General features: G+C 72.8%; 16 protein-coding genes. 5 read left to right on the top strand and 11 right to left on the bottom strand.

Annotated features, from left to right (window positions below):
• Nucleotides 1-127: 127 nt before the first annotated feature.
• The 3 genes from ACZZ97_RS02175 to ACZZ97_RS02165 form a co-directional block, all read right to left on the bottom strand.
• Nucleotides 128-766 (bottom strand): hypothetical protein, encoded by a 639-nt coding sequence (locus ACZZ97_RS02175; RefSeq protein ID WP_463472148.1) that lies wholly within the window; start codon nucleotides 764-766, stop codon nucleotides 128-130.
• Nucleotides 767-941: 175 nt separating this feature from the next.
• A complete protein-coding gene (locus ACZZ97_RS02170; protein ID WP_314102389.1) occupies nucleotides 942-1520 on the bottom strand; it encodes a type 1 glutamine amidotransferase domain-containing protein in 579 nt (192 codons plus the stop codon).
• Nucleotides 1521-1634: 114 nt separating this feature from the next.
• A complete protein-coding gene (locus ACZZ97_RS02165; protein ID WP_123547337.1) occupies nucleotides 1635-2597 on the bottom strand; it encodes a sugar-binding transcriptional regulator in 963 nt (320 codons plus the stop codon).
• A 132-nt stretch (nucleotides 2598-2729) separates the two neighbouring features.
• Here ACZZ97_RS02165 and ACZZ97_RS02160 point away from each other — a divergent pair, with 132 nt between their 5' ends.
• Nucleotides 2730-4487: a glycerol-3-phosphate dehydrogenase/oxidase gene (locus tag ACZZ97_RS02160; protein WP_463472147.1), complete on the top strand. Its 1758-nt coding sequence runs from the start codon at nucleotides 2730-2732 to the stop codon at nucleotides 4485-4487.
• Nucleotides 4488-4639: 152 nt separating this feature from the next.
• On the opposite strand, the gene ACZZ97_RS02155 is transcribed toward ACZZ97_RS02160, so the two are convergent.
• The 3 genes from ACZZ97_RS02155 to sigK are packed head-to-tail and all read right to left on the bottom strand — an operon-like array spanning nucleotide 4640 to nucleotide 5965.
• Complete coding sequence (locus tag ACZZ97_RS02155) at nucleotides 4640-4954, bottom strand: DMT family transporter (protein WP_463472146.1); 315 nt, start codon at nucleotides 4952-4954, stop codon at nucleotides 4640-4642.
• Nucleotides 4954-5316, bottom strand: a complete 363-nt coding sequence (locus tag ACZZ97_RS02150) for a DMT family transporter (protein ID WP_463472145.1) — start codon at nucleotides 5314-5316, stop codon at nucleotides 4954-4956. Before ACZZ97_RS02150 ends, ACZZ97_RS02155 begins: the two co-directional genes overlap by 1 nt.
• A gap of 58 nt (nucleotides 5317-5374) precedes the next feature.
• Nucleotides 5375-5965 (bottom strand): ECF RNA polymerase sigma factor SigK, encoded by a 591-nt coding sequence (gene sigK / locus ACZZ97_RS02145; protein ID WP_463472144.1) that lies wholly within the window; start codon nucleotides 5963-5965, stop codon nucleotides 5375-5377.
• Nucleotides 5966-6196: 231 nt separating this feature from the next.
• Here sigK and ACZZ97_RS02140 point away from each other — a divergent pair, with 231 nt between their 5' ends.
• Nucleotides 6197-6874, top strand: coding sequence for a GntR family transcriptional regulator (locus tag ACZZ97_RS02140; RefSeq protein WP_314102008.1), 678 nt, complete (start codon nucleotides 6197-6199; stop codon nucleotides 6872-6874).
• A gap of 44 nt (nucleotides 6875-6918) precedes the next feature.
• On the opposite strand, the gene ACZZ97_RS02135 is transcribed toward ACZZ97_RS02140, so the two are convergent.
• A complete protein-coding gene (locus ACZZ97_RS02135) occupies nucleotides 6919-7959 on the bottom strand; it encodes a hemolysin family protein (protein WP_463472143.1) in 1041 nt (346 codons plus the stop codon).
• Entirely contained in the window at nucleotides 7956-9386 is a 1431-nt protein-coding gene (locus tag ACZZ97_RS02130) for a hemolysin family protein (RefSeq protein ID WP_463472142.1), read from the bottom strand. The genes ACZZ97_RS02135 and ACZZ97_RS02130 overlap by 4 nt, the downstream gene beginning before the upstream one ends.
• 273 nt (nucleotides 9387-9659) lie before the next feature.
• Here ACZZ97_RS02130 and ACZZ97_RS02125 point away from each other — a divergent pair, with 273 nt between their 5' ends.
• Nucleotides 9660-10463: a hypothetical protein gene (locus ACZZ97_RS02125; protein WP_463472141.1), complete on the top strand. Its 804-nt coding sequence runs from the start codon at nucleotides 9660-9662 to the stop codon at nucleotides 10461-10463.
• 81 nt (nucleotides 10464-10544) lie between these two features.
• Here the strand turns inward: ACZZ97_RS02125 and ACZZ97_RS02120 are convergent, their stop codons facing one another.
• The 3 genes from ACZZ97_RS02120 to ACZZ97_RS02110 all read right to left on the bottom strand — a co-directional run bounded on the left by ACZZ97_RS02120 (nucleotide 10545) and on the right by ACZZ97_RS02110 (nucleotide 12715).
• Entirely contained in the window at nucleotides 10545-10856 is a 312-nt protein-coding gene (locus tag ACZZ97_RS02120; RefSeq protein WP_314102002.1) for a putative quinol monooxygenase, read from the bottom strand.
• Between the two features lie 41 nt (nucleotides 10857-10897).
• Complete coding sequence (nadE, locus tag ACZZ97_RS02115; protein ID WP_463472140.1) at nucleotides 10898-11722, bottom strand: ammonia-dependent NAD(+) synthetase; 825 nt, start codon at nucleotides 11720-11722, stop codon at nucleotides 10898-10900.
• 237 nt (nucleotides 11723-11959) lie between these two features.
• Nucleotides 11960-12715, bottom strand: a complete 756-nt coding sequence (locus tag ACZZ97_RS02110; protein ID WP_463472139.1) for an esterase/lipase family protein — start codon at nucleotides 12713-12715, stop codon at nucleotides 11960-11962.
• A 90-nt stretch (nucleotides 12716-12805) separates the two neighbouring features.
• Between ACZZ97_RS02110 and ACZZ97_RS02105 the strand changes: the two genes are divergently transcribed.
• Nucleotides 12806-13792 carry a helix-turn-helix domain-containing protein gene (locus ACZZ97_RS02105; RefSeq protein WP_463472138.1) on the top strand — a complete coding sequence of 329 codons (987 nt, stop codon included), beginning with the start codon at nucleotides 12806-12808 and terminating at the stop codon, nucleotides 13790-13792.
• A gap of 84 nt (nucleotides 13793-13876) precedes the next feature.
• On the top strand, nucleotides 13877-14320 hold the full coding sequence (locus tag ACZZ97_RS02100; protein ID WP_314101998.1) for a hypothetical protein: 444 nt from the start codon (nucleotides 13877-13879) through the stop codon (nucleotides 14318-14320).
• Nucleotides 14321-14366 lie beyond the last annotated feature (46 nt).

The raw sequence follows: 14366 nt of genomic DNA, 5'->3' as shown, positions 1-14366 counted from the left end.
CGGCGTGGTCGCCCGGGCACGACGGGTGGGGTGAGTCGATGATGCTCGCGCCGGGGCGCGCCGGCAAGCCCCCGCTCGGGGCGGGCCCGCTCTCGTCAGGAAGACCGAGAGAACGACGACGAGCGCGTCAGGAAGAGGACGACGACGAGGGGTCGGCCCCGGTCGTCGGAGCGGACCGGGACGCCGCCTGTGCCCGCAGCTCGGCGAGGTCGTCGTCGAGGCCGGCGAGCCGCTCGGCCCGGGCCTCGCCGTAGGCGGCGTCGACGACGACGGAGGCGGCGCGCACCCGGGTCACGACGGCCGCGCCGACGTCCCCCCAGGCTCGGGCGACCGCCGTCTGGACGATGTCGTCGACGTACTCGGCGTCGTCGCGCAGGGCGTCCAGCCGGTCGGCGACGGCCGTGTACGTCTTCTCGCGGAACCAGAGGGTCTCGTCGTCGCCCTTGCGGTAGTCGTGCTGGTGCCGGGAGCGGCCCTTGGAGCGGAGCGCCTTCTGGCGCGCCTCCCCGATGCGGCGGTTCTGGTACCGCTGCTCCTCGGCGAGGCGGTGGAGCGTGCGACGGACGGAGGCGGCGGTCTCGTCGTGGTCGAAGACGTCGTCGTCGCGCAGCGCACGCACGACGATGCGGTTGGCGACCGACACGATCGCGGCGGCCCGCGAGATCAGCAGGCCCTCGACGACCGCGCGCTCCAGGGCCCCGGGGTCGACCGGCGCCGGGTCAGGGCTCGCGGGGCCGGCGCTGCCGCGCGTGCTCCGCCACCTCACGACGCCTCCCCCGCTGCTGCCGCCCGTGCTGCTGCCGCTGCCATGACCTGCTCCTCGTCGACCGGGCCGTCCTGACACGGCGCCTCCTCTGATTAAAGACCCGGTGCCGGGACCGCGACGAATCGTCGGTCCCGGCACCGGGGCGAGGGCACCGCGGCAGGTGCGGCCGGGCGCCTCAGCCCTGGCTGCCGCCGGCGGTCACGAGGGCGTCCTGGACGGCGCCGACGAAGTCGTCGAGGTCGTCGGGGGTGCGCGAGGTGACGAGGGTGAAGCCGCCCTCGACGTCCGTGACGACGGAGCGGTCGACCCACGAGCCGCCCGCGTTCGTGGCGTCGGTCCGCAGCGAGGCGAAGGAGGTGAGCTCCTTGCCCTTCAGGAGGTCCGCCTCCACCAGCAGCCAGGGGCCGTGGCAGATGGCGGCGACGGGCTTGCCTGCCGAGGCGAAGGCCTCGACCAGCGAGACCGCGCCGTCGTCCTGGCGGATCGTGTCGGCGTTGATGGTGCCGCCGGGCACGAGCAGCAGGTCGAAGTCGGCCGCGTCGGCCTCGTCGAGGGTGGTGTCGGGGCGGACGGTCTCGCCCGGGTCCTTGTCGCCGACGAGCGTCTGGATCGGCTCGGTCGACTGCGCGGCGACGACGACGGTCGCGCCGGCCTCGCGCAGGGCACGGGCGGGCACGACGAGCTCGTCCTGCTCGACGCCGTAGTTGGTGACGATCGCGAGCACGCGTCGTCCGGTCAGATCGGTGGTGGCCATGGGGCTCTCCTCCTCCGGGCCCGCGGGGCGGGCCGATCGATGTCGAGCACCGGTCTACGCCGCGGGGCTGGAGGGGCACTCGGGAGCCTGTCCCCCGGTCGCCCCGGCTGCGCCTCAGCTCGCGAGCAGCGCCCGCGCCGTCCCCTCGTCGAGGATGAGGTCGGTCGCGAGCCCGGCGGCGAGGGCACCGCGCACCCCCGCGACCTTCGCCTCGCCGGCCACGACGCACACCCGACGCGGCGCACGTCGGATGGTCTCGAGGTCGGGTCCCGTGCCGCGGGCGTTCATGGCGATGTCGGCCGACGAGCCGTCCTCGCGGTAGAACACGGTCGCGACGTCGCCGACGACGCCGTCGCGGTCGAGGCTCAGCTGGTCGCTCTTCTCGAGGTAGCCCCCCGACCAGACGTGGCTCGGCACCCGGGCGTCGCGCGAGCCGACCCCGAAGACGACCAGGTCCATCGAGGCCTGCAGCTCGAGCACGCGCTTCGTGCTGCTCTCGCGCCAGAGCGCGCGCTTGGTCGCCGGGTCGTCGAAGAACGCCGGCACGGGGAACTGCTGCACCGCCGCCGAGTACGCGGCCCCGAAGCGCCGCAGGATCTCGCTCGCGTACTCGATGCCCGTCGTGCGCGTGTTCGCTGCGCCGTTCAGCTGCACCACGACGGAGTTGTGCGTCGCCCGGGGCACCAGCGACCGGCTGACGGCGCTGAGGGTCGCACCCCACGCGACCCCGACCACCATGTTCGAGTCGACGTAGGGCGTGATCGTGCGGGCCGCCGACAGGGCGACCCGCTCGAGCCGGTCGATCTCGCTGATCTGGTCGGGCACGGGCACGACGTGCGCGACGACGCCGAAGCGGTCGTGCAGGGCCGCGGCCGACCTCGTCGCCTGGTCGAGCGGCGACTTGATCTGGATCTCGACGAGGCCCGTCTCGCGGGCGGCCTTGAGGAGGCGCGAGACCGACGAGCGGGACGTGTTCAGCTCCGAGGCGATCGCCTCCATCGTCAGGTCCTGCATGTAGTACAGGTGCGCCGCACGGAGCGCGTCGTGGGTCTTCTCGGACGTCGTCGCCTCGGCCATGGGCACCTCCGTGCACATCTGTGCAGATACGTTGCACCCTCGTCAGGAGGGGTCGATCATGGACACTACCGGCCCGAGCAGCCGGCGCACGACCCCACCGCTCACCGAACGCAACGGGAAAGAAGCTCCACTGTGACCGAGTCGAAGAAGACAGGGACGATGCGCGCCAACGTGTCGCGCATCGCCGACCGCCCCCACGCCCAGGTGCTGATCGTCGGAGGGGGCATCAACGGCATCGCCACGTTCCGCGACCTCGCCCTCCAGGGCGTCGACGTCGTCCTCGTCGAGCGCGCCGACTACGCCTCGGGCGCCTCGGCTGCCTCGTCGCACATGATCCACGGCGGCATCCGCTACCTCGAGAACGGCGAGTTCCGCCTCGTCCGCGAGAGCGTGGAGGAGCGCAACGGCCTCCTCAAGATCGCGCCCCACTACGTCAAGCCGCTGCAGACGACGATGCCGATCTTCTCGACGTTCTCGGGCATCCTCAACGCCCCGCTGCGCATGCTCACGCACAAGCAGCGCAGCACGAAGGAGCGCGGCGCGCTCCTCATCAAGGTCGGCATGACCATGTACGACTCGTTCTCGCGCGACGGCGGCTCCGTGCCCCGTCACAAGTTCCTGGGCCGCAAGGCCGCGCTGGCCGAGATGCCGCACCTGAACAAGGACCTGAAGTACACGGGCACCTACTACGACGCCTCGGTCCACGAGCCCGAGCGCCTCGCCCTCGACGTGCTCAAGGACGGCCTCGCCGCAGGCGACAACGCGCGCAGCGCGAACTACCTCGAGGCCGCCGGCACCGCCGACGGCGGGGTCGTGCTGCGCGACGTCGTGACCGGCACGGAGTTCACCGTGACGGCCGACGTCGTCGTCAACGCCTCCGGCCCCTGGACCGACCTGACGAACGCCGCGCTCGGCGCCGAGTCGCAGTACATGGGCGGCACCAAGGGCTCGCACATCGTCGTCGACAGCCCCGAGCTGCTCGAGGCCACGAACGGCCGCGAGATCTTCTTCGAGAACAACGACGGCCGCATCGTGCTGATCTACCCGCTGAAGGGCCGCGTGCTGATCGGCACGACCGACCTCGAGGCCGACATGGCCGAGCCCGCGGTCTGCACCGAGGAGGAGGTGGACTACTTCTTCGACCTCGTCAAGCACGTCTACCCCGACATCGAGATCACGCGCGACCACATCGTCTACCGCTACTCGGGCGTCCGTCCGCTGCCGAAGCACGACGACCTCGCCGCCGGCTTCGTGTCGCGCGACTACCGCATCGTCGAGACCGAGGTCGCGGAGCTGCCGACCAGCAAGGTGCTCAGCCTCGTCGGCGGCAAGTGGACGACGTTCCGCGCCCTGTCGGCGCACCTGTCGACCGAGGCGACGAACCGTCTCGGCGTGACCCGCACGGTCGACACGACCGGCATGGCGATCGGTGGCGGCAAGGACTTCCCGACCACCGACGCGGCCCGCACCACCTGGGTCGCGGCCCACGCCGACGGCCTCAGCCGCGAGCACGTCGACCGCCTCCTCACCCGCTACGGCACCCGTGCGGAGAGCGTGATCGAGGTGCTGCTCGACCAGCCGTCCGAGCCTCTGGCGAGCGACCCGGGCCTCACCACGGCCGAGATCGCTTACTTCGCCGAGCACGAGGACGCGGTGCACCTCGCCGACGTCGTCCTGCGCCGCACCAACCTCGCCTTCGTGGGCGGCGTCACGATCGAGCTGCTCAGCGAGATCGCCGACGTCCTGGCGTCGAGCCTCGGCTGGACGGCCGACGAGCGCGAGGCCGAGATCGAGGCCACGCTCGACGTGCTGCGCACGTCGCACGGCGTCGAGGTGTCGTCCCAGCACGTGCCCAGCGGCACGCCCGTCGTGAGCACGCCCGCCTCGTAGGAGGCGCCTCCCGCGACCACGAGACCCGCCCGCCCCTCGGGGCCGGGCGGGTCTCGTGCGTCCGGGGCCGGGCGCGGTGGCGCCCGTCGCAGCACCGGGCCGGCCGGGCGCTCCGGCGACCGTCGCGGCGCCGGGCCGTCCGGGTGCGGGGACTAGTGCCCGACCTCGATGAGGACGACCCCCGCGACGATGAGGACGATGCCGGCGGCCATGGTCGCCGTCAGGGGGTCCTTGAACAGGAGGCGTCCGAGCACCGCGGTGAGGGCCACGCCGGTGGCCGCCCAGACCCCGTAGGCGACCCCGATCGGCAGGCCGAGCGCCAAGGCGCCTGCGAGCAACGAGAACGCGGTGACGTAGCCGAGGGCCACGGGCACGTACCAGCGCCTCCGCCCGTCGGTGGCGAGCTTGAGGCTGATCGTCGCGCCGACCTCGCAGACGATGGCGATCGCGAGCAGGACCCAGCCCATCAGGCGTCGCCCCCGCGCGCCCGCGCGGCGTGGGCGCGCTGCGACCCGAGCTCGACGAGCAGCACCCCCGCGATCACCAGCACCAGCCCGGCCACCGTCACGCCGGTCAGCGCCTGCCCGAAGAGCACGGCCGCCATGACCGCGGTCAGCGCCACGCCCGAGGCGCCCCAGATGCCGTAGGCGACGCCGATGGCCATGCCGCCCCGCAGCACCCGCGACAGGCAGAGGAAGGCCGACAGGTACCCGGCGACGACCAGCGCGTACCAGCCGGGGCTGTCGACGGCCGCCTGCAGCGACAAGGAGGCGGTGACCTCGACGACGATCGCGCCCGCCAGCCAGAGCCAGGTCGCGAGTGGGTGCACGGGGCGAGTCTACGGACCGTCGGCCCGGCTGCCGTCCGGGCGGGCGGGCGGGGCGAGCTCAGGCCTCGGCGAACCCGGCGGGCTCGACGAGGCGCCTCAGGGCGACGAGCCCGTCGCGGAGGCGCGTCTTCATGGTGCCGAGCGGCACGCCGGCGCGGCTCGCCGCCTCCGCGTGGGTCAGGCCGCCCCAGTACGTCAGCTCGAGCGCCTGCCGCTGCACGGCCGAGAGCCCGCCGAGCGCGCGGGTGACGCGTGCGTGCTCGAGGCGCACCGCGGCCGTCTCGGCGACGTCGTCGCGGACCGGGTCGAGGTCGCGGACGCCGACGGCGACGTCGCGGTCGCGGCTCGCCTGCGACGACCGCACCCGGTCGATCGCCCGTCGCCGCGCCTGCACGAGCAGCCACGACAGCGCGGTGCCCCTGGCCGGGTCGAAACGGGAGGCGTCCTGCCAGACCGCGAGGAACACCTCCTGCACGACCTCTTCCGACTGGGCGGGATCGACGAGCACCCGACGCACGAGGCCGTGCACGCGCGACGCAGTGCGGTCGTAGAACGCGGCGAAGGCACGCTCGTCGCCGCGGGAGAAGGCGACCACGAGGTCGTCGTCCGAGGGCGAGAGCTCGGCATGCTGCACAGGTGCGAGGGTCACGGTGTCGTCCGGTCGGTGTGGGGTACGAGGGGGTGGGAGGCGCTCCCCCCGAGTGCTGCGGCCACTGTATGCGCCTGCATGATTTTGGTGTCCCCCACTTCGGGGGCCGGACCCTCAGCAGCTGGTCCACTGGTACATCAGGATCGACGCTTCACCCTCCACACAGGACATTTCCTCGGTATCCTGGAGTGCAGAGCCGCACGCCCTGCCCGCCCACGATCGGAGACACCTGTGCCCGTCCCCACCTCTGCCCCCACGACCGAGCGGCAGCTGCTGCGCGACACGGTCCGCGACCGTCTCCGCGAGGCGATCCTCGACGGCACGCTCGAGCCCGGCGAGCGCCTGCACGACGACGAGCTCGTCGCCTGGCTGCAGGTGTCGCGCACGCCGATCCGCGAGGCTCTGAGCGACCTCGTCCGCGCCGGCCTCGTCGAGATGGCGCCGAACCGCTGGACGCGGGTCGCGACGCCCGACGCCGGCCAGGCCGTCGAGGTCGTCCAGACGCTCGGGGTGCTGTTCGGCGGGGCCGTCCGCCTCGCCGTGCCGCGCCTCCCCGAGACGGTCGTGAAGCAGATCAGCTCCGCTGTGGAGGCCTGCATCGGCGACATCGAGCGAGAAGACGGCCCGGCGCTGAACGCCCACGCCGTCGCCCTCTTCGACACCTACGTCGAGCACTGCGGCAACAGCGCACTCAAGAAGGTCTGCCGCGACGTCACGGACGGCCTCGCCTACTCGCTCCGCGTGCCGAACATCGTCCAGGTGCTGAACTGGGGCGAGATGAGCACTGCGCTCACGGCCCTCGAGCAGGCGACCCGCGACCGCGACCCGATCCGGGCCGAGCTCGCCGCCGAGGCGATGCACGAGCTGCCGGGCGAGCGGCCCCTCTCGCCCGAGCGCCCCGGCGCCTAGCGACCGACGCACGACCGGCAGGCACGACCGGTCGCGGCGCACGGCTAGACGGTCGTCGCGTCGTCGACCTCGCCCACGAGCTCCTCGATGATGTCCTCCAAGAAGAGCACGCCGGTCGTCTCGCCCATCACCGAGACGGCCCGGGCGACGTGCGCACCGCTGCGGCGCATCGACGCCAACGCGTCCTCGAGGTCGGCGTCGTGCGGCACCGCGCCGAGCCGCCGGACCCGCTTCGCCGGCACGGGCGCGTCGAGGGTCTCGGCCGAGGTCAGGTCCATGACGTCCTTGAGGTGCAGGTAGCCGGTCGGCTGCCCCTCGCCGTCGGTCAGCACGTAGCGCGAGTAGCCGTGCTCGGCGACGGCGAGCTGCACGTCGCGCGGGGTGGCTCCCGGCGCGAGCCGCACCATCTCGGCCACGGGCACCTCGACGTCGCGCACCTTGCGGGTCGTGAACTCGAACGCTGCCGAGAGCGTGCCCGACGCGTCCGACAGCACTCCCTCACGGGTGGACTGCTGCACGATCGTGGCGACCTCGTCGAGCGTGTAGGTGCTCGTCGCCTCGTCCTTCGGCTCGACGCGGAACAGACGCAGCACCGCGTTGGCGACGCCGTTCAGCGACCAGATCACGGGCTTGAACACGGTCGCGACGAACACGAGCGGAGGCGCGAGCAGCAGGGCCGCCCGGTCCGGCACCGAGAACGACAGGTTCTTCGGGATCATCTCCCCGACGACCACGTGCAAGAAGGTGACGAGCACCAACGCGATCACGAACGCGACGACGCCGATCGCCTCGGGCGTCAGGGGCGTGGCCGCCAACGGGATCTCGAGGAGGTGGTGGATCGCCGGCTCGGACACGTTGAGGATGACGAGCGAGCAGACGGTGATGCCGAGCTGGCTCGTCGCGAGCATGAGCGTGGCGTGCTCCATCGCCCACAGGGTCTTCTTCGCCGCCTTGCTGCCGGCCTCGGCCCGCGGCTCGATCTGGGAACGGCGAGCGGAGATGACCGCGAACTCGGCGCCGACGAAGAAGCCGTTGACGATCAGCAGCACGAACAGCCAGACGATGCCGGGCAGGTACTCGTTCATCGCTTCAGGTCCTCTCGCAGTCCGGCGACGACCCGGTCGTGGTCGGTGGGGGCAGGCTCGGCGGCGTGCGCCGTGTCGGCGGCGCCCACGTCGCGGGTGCCCGCGGGGGCGAGGCCGGAGGCGGTCGGCAGCTCGGCCGGCGAGGGCACGAACCGCAGGCGCTCGAGCCGCTGCCCGACCACCCGCTCGACGCGCAGCGTGCCGCCCTCGAGCTCGACCTCGTCGCCCACCTCGGGCAGGCGGTCGAGCTGCTCGGTGACGAAGCCGCCGACGGTCTCGTAGTCGCCGTCGTCGGGCACCCGCACCGTCGCGCGGTCCCAGAGCTCGTCGGGGCGGAGGGCGGCGTCGAAGACGACGGTGCCCGACGACCGCACGATGCCGGCCTTCGCGCGGTCGTGCTCGTCCTCGAGCTCGCCGACCAGCTCCTCCACCAGGTCCTCCAGGGTGACGAGGCCCGCCGTGCCGCCGAACTCGTCGGAGACCACGGCGATCTGGAAGCCCTCACGACGCAGCAGGCCGAGCAGGGTGTCGACGCCCATCGACTCGGGCACGAAGCGCGCGTCCGACACGAGGCCGGCGACCGGGACGGACGCCCGCTGCTCGGCGGGCAGGGCGAAGGCCTGCTTGACGTGCACGACGCCGACGATGTCGTCGCTGTCGTCACCGATCACGGGGAACCGCGAGAAGCCGCTCGCCAGCGCCGTCTCGACGACGTCGGCGGCGGTGTCGGTGGAGCGGACCGTCGTCATGCGGACCCGGGGGGTCATGACGTCGACCGCCGCGTGCTCGGAGAACCGCAGGGTGCGACCCAGGAGGGTCGCGTGGTCGTCGTCCAGCATGCCCTCGAGCGCCGAGCGCCGCACCAGCGAGCTCAGCTCTTCCGCGGACCGGGAGCCGGACAGCTCCTCCTTCGGCTCGATGCCCATCGTGCGGATCGCGGCGTTGGCGGTGTTGTTGAAGAGCAGGATGACCGGCTTGAACACGGTCGTGAAGGTCGCCATGAACGGCACGACGAACTTGGCCGTCGCGAGCGGCAGAGCGAGCGCGAAGTTCTTCGGGACGAGCTCGCCGACGACCATGGAGAAGAGCGTCGCGATCACGATGCCGACCACGGCGCCGATGCCCGGGACGACGGCCGCGGGCACGCCGAGCTCGCCGAGCGGGGCGGCGAGCAGCGAGCTGATCGCGGGCTCGAAGGTGTAGCCGGTGAGCAGCGTCGTCAGGGTGATGCCGAGCTGCGCACCGGAGAGGTGGGTCGACGTGATGCGCAGCGCCTTGATCGTCGGCGCGAGGCGCTTCTCGCCCCGGGCCTGGCGGGCCTCGAGGTCGTTCCGGTCGAGGTTCACCAGCGCGAACTCGGACGCGACGAAGAAGCCGGTGCCGACGGTCAGGACCAGACCGACGGCGAGCATGGCCCACTCGTTCACTGAGCCCCTCCTCGCTCGTCAGAGACACCATGGGGCGTCAGGGCGCGGAAGGGCGTCGGCATGTGAGAGGGAGGGTCGTCCATGCGGTGATGGTAAGGAGCGACGCCGCGACGATGCTGTGAACCTGCAGTGCGTGCAGGTCGCCCTCGCGGCCGAGTGGTCGACTCCTGCTCCGGCCGGCCGGCTGATCGACCGTTCGTGACCACTCGGCACCAGGGCAGTGGGCGTCGGTCGCAGCCCGTACGCTGGGAGCCGATCGATCGGAGACACCCTGTGACTGACATGAGCCTCCGGCTGCCGACCAGGCGCTTCCGCGCCGTGTTCGCGCTGGGCACGCGGCACGCGGCGACGCTGCCGCTGCCCACCGCCCTCGGCAAGCCCAACCTCTTCGGCGAGTGGGACGACGAGACCGAGCTCAGCAGCCTCTACGTGGGCTTCGGCACGGGCCAGGTGCACCTCGACGCCGTCGGCGGCGGGGTCGGCACCGGCGTCGAGCACCATTTCCACGACGCCGCGGGCGACGACACCGACACCAGCCCGTGGGGCCCCGGCGACACCGCCCAGGTCGTCGCGTGGGCGACGGCGTTGCTGACCGACCTGCAGGCGCTGATGCCCGACCTGATCGACGACGTCGACGACGCCGCGGCCTGGCACGACGCAGGTCTCGACCTCTGGGTGTGCGAGGTCGAGGAGCCGACGCACCTCGACCTGGTCGAGGTCGACATCGAGGGCGAGCTGCTCACCCTGCCCTGGCTCGGCGCCGGGCACGTCGAGCACGACCACGTCGACGAGGCGCCGGACGACGTCCGCGAGCACCCGATCGCCCTGCTCTGGGCTGCCGACGAGCACCGCACGCCCGACCAGCCGATCGCCGAGGCGTGGCTGACCCCGGGGACCGAGCAGACCGTCACCCGGGCGCTGCCCGGCGTCGACTGGGCCGCCGTCGGCATGCCCGCCGACGAGGTCCTGCCCTGGCTCGAGGGGATCTACCTGAACCACCACGTGCTGCCCGACCCTGCCGGCACCATCCTCACCGGCGTGCTCGAGCGCCTCGGCGGGATCGACGGGATCGACTGACCCGGGTCGGCCCGGGGCGGTCTGCATCGGCTCGGCCCAGATCGGGTCGGCCTGCATCGGCTCGGCCCAGATCGGGTCGGCTCAGGCCAGGTCGCCCGACTCCGACAGCGACGGCTCTTCCGGGCCGGTGAGCTGGTAGTCGTGCACGTCGCTGTGCCGGATCTCCGCCTCCTGCTCGTCGGTGGGGCCGGAGCCGCGGAAGTCGTCGAGCGCGTTCTGCGAGACCCAGCGCTCGGCGACGTTGATGCGGCCCGGGTCGACGATGTCGGGAGACAGGGCGTAGTCGAGGCAGCCGGGCGCATCACGGCCCGCCTCGACGAGGCTCACGCAGGAAGCGAGGTAGTCGTCTCGCAGCTCAGGGTCGACGAGCAGGTGGCCGGTCACGATGATCATGGGTCGCAGTCAACACCGGGCGACCGACAGCGGGACGCGTGTCAGGCGCGCCACCACTCGTCGACCGGACTGGCCGGCACGCGGCGCTTGTGCTCGGTCGCGAGGTAGCGCGCCTCGATCAGCTCGGCGATCGCCTCGTCGACGTCACCGCCCTCGAGGTAGTCGTCGATGTCGGCGTAGGTGAGGCCGAGGTTCGCCTCGTCGGTCTGGCCGGGGGTCTCGTCGAGCAGGTCGGCCGTCGGCGCCTTCTCGTACAGCCGCGCGGGTGCGCCGAGGTGGGCGAGCAGCGCCTTGCCCTGGCGCTTGCTCAGGCCCGTGAGCGGCACCAGGTCGACCCCGCCGTCGCCGTACTTCGTGAAGAAGCCGGTCAGTGCCTCGGCGGCGTGGTCGGTCCCGACGACGAGCAGGCCGCGCTCGCTCGCGATCGCGTACTGGGCGACCATGCGGGTGCGCGCCTTCACGTTGCCCTTGGCGAAGTCGCTGAGCGGGGAACCCGTCGCCTCGGCGACGTCCTGCGCCGTACCGTCGACGCCGTGCTGGATGTTGACCACGAGCCCCTCGGCCCCGTCGATGAACCGCAGGGCGAGCTGGGCGTCTTCTTCGTCGGCCTGCACCTTGTAGGGCATCCGCACGGTGACGAGCTCGGCCGTGCCGCCGTCGCGGCGGACCCCCTCGACCGCGAGCTGGCAGAGGCGCCCCGCGAGCGTGCTGTCCTGGCCGCCGCTGACGGCGAGCACGAAGCCGCCGGCACCGGTCGTCTCCAGGTAGTCGCGGAGGAACGCGACGCGTCGCTCGACCTCGGCGGCCGGGTCGATCTCAGGGCGGACGGCGAGCTCGGAGATGATGGTGGCCTGCAGCGCTCTCATGCGACGACTCTAGCCACGCGCCGCTCGACCGGCACCCGTCGCGCCGGTCGGATCGGCTCGCCGGGCGGGACTACTTCGACGTCGAGAGGGCCACGAAGGCGGCGACGGTCAGCCCGAGGCCGACGAGGGTGATCGCGCTGACGAGTCCGATGAAGAATTCGGCCATGGGAGGCTCCTGCCTGGTCGAGGTGACGGGAGCCCATCCTCTCAGACCGCGGCTGACCGGTCGGCGTCCGATCAGCCGAGGGCCGGCGAGGAGCCGTCGGCGTCGGGCGCAGGCCGACCGGCGACCGCGAGCACCGTCGCCACGGTCCGCGGGTGCGCCAGCACCCGGAAGTGCCCGCCGGTCGGCAGCTGCACGTTGTCGGCGCCGACCAGCACGCTGCTCTCGGGGATGTGCGGGTCGAACTCGCCGTAGATCGAGGTGATGCGCTCGTTGACGGCCTGGTCGCGCGACAGCATCACGGTCGTGGAGTCACGAGGCGAGAAGGCCCGCAGGCTCGGCAGCACCAGCCAGGCGGCGTACCGGGAGCCGCTGAAGGGCGTGCAGACGGCGACCATGCGGTCGACCCGACGGGTGTCGTCGAGCAGCGCCATCAGGTACTTGCCGACCAGCCCGCCCTTGCTGTGCGCGACGACGACCACGTCGCGCAGGTCGTGCTCGAGCACGTACGCGGCGACGTCGCGGGCGGTCGCCTCCACGGGCCGGCCGTTCCGTCGGAGCGACTCGATCACGTGCACCGGGTGCCCCTCGTCGTGCACCCGCTCGATCAGCGGGCGGAGGAACGCCCAGGTCTCCCAGATGCCGGGCAGCACGAGCACGGGTCGCCCGTCGCCCGAGAGGTAGTCGTCGGAGCCCCGCGGCGAGAGCACCGCGCGCAGCTGCCACCAGGCGGCGAACGCGTAGTCCTGCAGCCACCAGACGCCGTGCCGCAGCGCCCGACGGAGCGCCGGGCGGGGCGGCCGAGGAGGCGCGGCGGGGGCGTGCGACATGGTCCCTGCACAGTAGGGGGCCGGGAGGCGGCTGTCCGGTCGCCGAGTCGCCGACGCGACCCGCGCCTCCTGCGTGTGAGGATGTCGACGATGGACGAAGAGGCCGGCACCGAGGCGACGCCGCCGCCGTTCCGCGGTGCCGTGCACGGCGACGACCTCGACGCGGCCCGCGAGCTCTACGAGGCCCAGTACCCGGGCGAGGGATTCCGGCTCGACCAGCTCGACCGTCCGTTCGAGTACCGCTACGCGGCGGTCGGCGACGGCGACGTGTCGCTCCGCACCTCCGAGTTCCACGGGTCGGCCCGCGGCACGGCCGACGCCGTGCCCGAGTACGTCGTGTCGTGGCTGGTCGAGGGGCGCGGCACGGTCGACGTCGGACGCGACGCGGTCGAGCTGCGGCCGCTCGTGCCCCGGATCGCCCCGACCAGGGCCTATTCGTTCGACTTCTCCGACTACCGGCAGCGGCTCGTGCACGTCGGCGCGGCGCACCTCGAGCGGCTGGCCGCCGAACGCGGCGACGTGACGTCGGGGCCCGTCACCTTCTTCCATGCCGCCCCCGTCGGGGACACGGCGCTGCGGCGCTGGCGGGCCGTGCTCTCGGAGACGACCCCGGTGCTGCTCGACCTCGCCGCGCCTCCCCTGCTGCGGGCCGAGGCGAACCGGCGGCTCGCCCTCGCCGTGCTCGAGACGTTCCCGCACGAGGCCGGGCAGGCCTCGGCCGTGGCGCTCGCCCCTGGCGCCCCCGTCGTGCCGGGGGCCCGACGCCTCGCCCTCGCCGTCGAGTACCTGCACACGCACGCCCAGGAGCCGATCGGCGTCGCCGACGTCGCCCGGGCCGCCGACCTCAGCGTGCGGGGGCTGCAGGTGGCCCTGCAGCGGGCCCTCGACGTCAGCCCGACCGTGCTCCTGCGCCAGATCCGGCTCGACCGGGTGCACGCTGACCTCTGCGTCGCGACGCCCGAGACCGCCACGGTCGGGAGCGTCGCGCGCCGCTGGGGGTTCAGCCACCTCGGACGCTTCTCGGCGTCGTACCACGAGCGGTTCGGCGAGCACCCGAGCGTCACGCTGCGGAGCTGACGGGCGCCGCTCGCGAGCGGAGAGGGCGACGCACGGACCGGACATCGCCGGGCGGCCGGGGCCGAGTGGTGGCAACGTGGCAGGGTGACCGACTACCAGAGCACCCCAGACACCGCCGCACGACCCGGACGCGGACGGACGGGAACCGTCGACGACGCCTCGCACGCCCGGCAGCACGACGGCCGCGACCTGATGGGCCCGGTCGAGAACCTCACGCGCATCATGTGGACCGGCACGCTGTGGTTCGCCGCCGCCGTCGTCGCGGTGGCGCTCGCCCTCGGCGCCGTGCTCGTGTCGGGCTGGCGACCCGACGTGCTCTCGACGCCGGTCGAGACGCTGTTCTGGATCGGCGCCTCCGTCGTGGCCCTGAGCCTCGGCCTGATCGGCTGGTCGGGCTGCCCGATCCTCGAGGTGAGCGTGCCCGTCGCGGACCGGAACAAGACCCGGACGATGCAGCTCGGCACGTTCAGCTTCCTCGTCGGCTCGGCGGCGACGATGCTCGCCGTGCTGCTCGGGCCGGCCGGCTGAGGTCGGACCCGGGCCGCGCGGGACGTTGCCGTCACGGTCTCGGCTC

The organism is Frigoribacterium sp. AC512, assembly GCF_979258295.1.
The sequence above is the reverse complement of the archived record's forward strand: the minus strand, read 5'-3'. Positions and strand labels throughout refer to the sequence as shown.

Bases quoted from the DNA above. Each gene is read 5' to 3' on its own strand.
- ACZZ97_RS02170 (WP_314102389.1), bottom strand. From the start codon at position 1,520: ATGGCCACCACCGATCTGACCGGACGACGCGTGCTCGCGATCGTCACC.
- ACZZ97_RS02165 (WP_123547337.1), bottom strand. From the start codon at position 2,597: ATGGCCGAGGCGACGACGTCCGAGAAGACCCACGACGCGCTCCGTGCG.
- ACZZ97_RS02155 (WP_463472146.1), bottom strand. From the start codon at position 4,954: ATGGGCTGGGTCCTGCTCGCGATCGCCATCGTCTGCGAGGTCGGCGCG.
- ACZZ97_RS02135 (WP_463472143.1), bottom strand. From the start codon at position 7,959: ATGAACGAGTACCTGCCCGGCATCGTCTGGCTGTTCGTGCTGCTGATC.
- ACZZ97_RS02120 (WP_314102002.1), bottom strand. From the start codon at position 10,856: ATGATCATCGTGACCGGCCACCTGCTCGTCGACCCTGAGCTGCGAGAC.
- nadE (WP_463472140.1), bottom strand. From the start codon at position 11,722: ATGAGAGCGCTGCAGGCCACCATCATCTCCGAGCTCGCCGTCCGCCCT.
- ACZZ97_RS02110 (WP_463472139.1), bottom strand. From the start codon at position 12,715: ATGTCGCACGCCCCCGCCGCGCCTCCTCGGCCGCCCCGCCCGGCGCTC.
- ACZZ97_RS02105 (WP_463472138.1), top strand. From the start codon at position 12,806: ATGGACGAAGAGGCCGGCACCGAGGCGACGCCGCCGCCGTTCCGCGGT.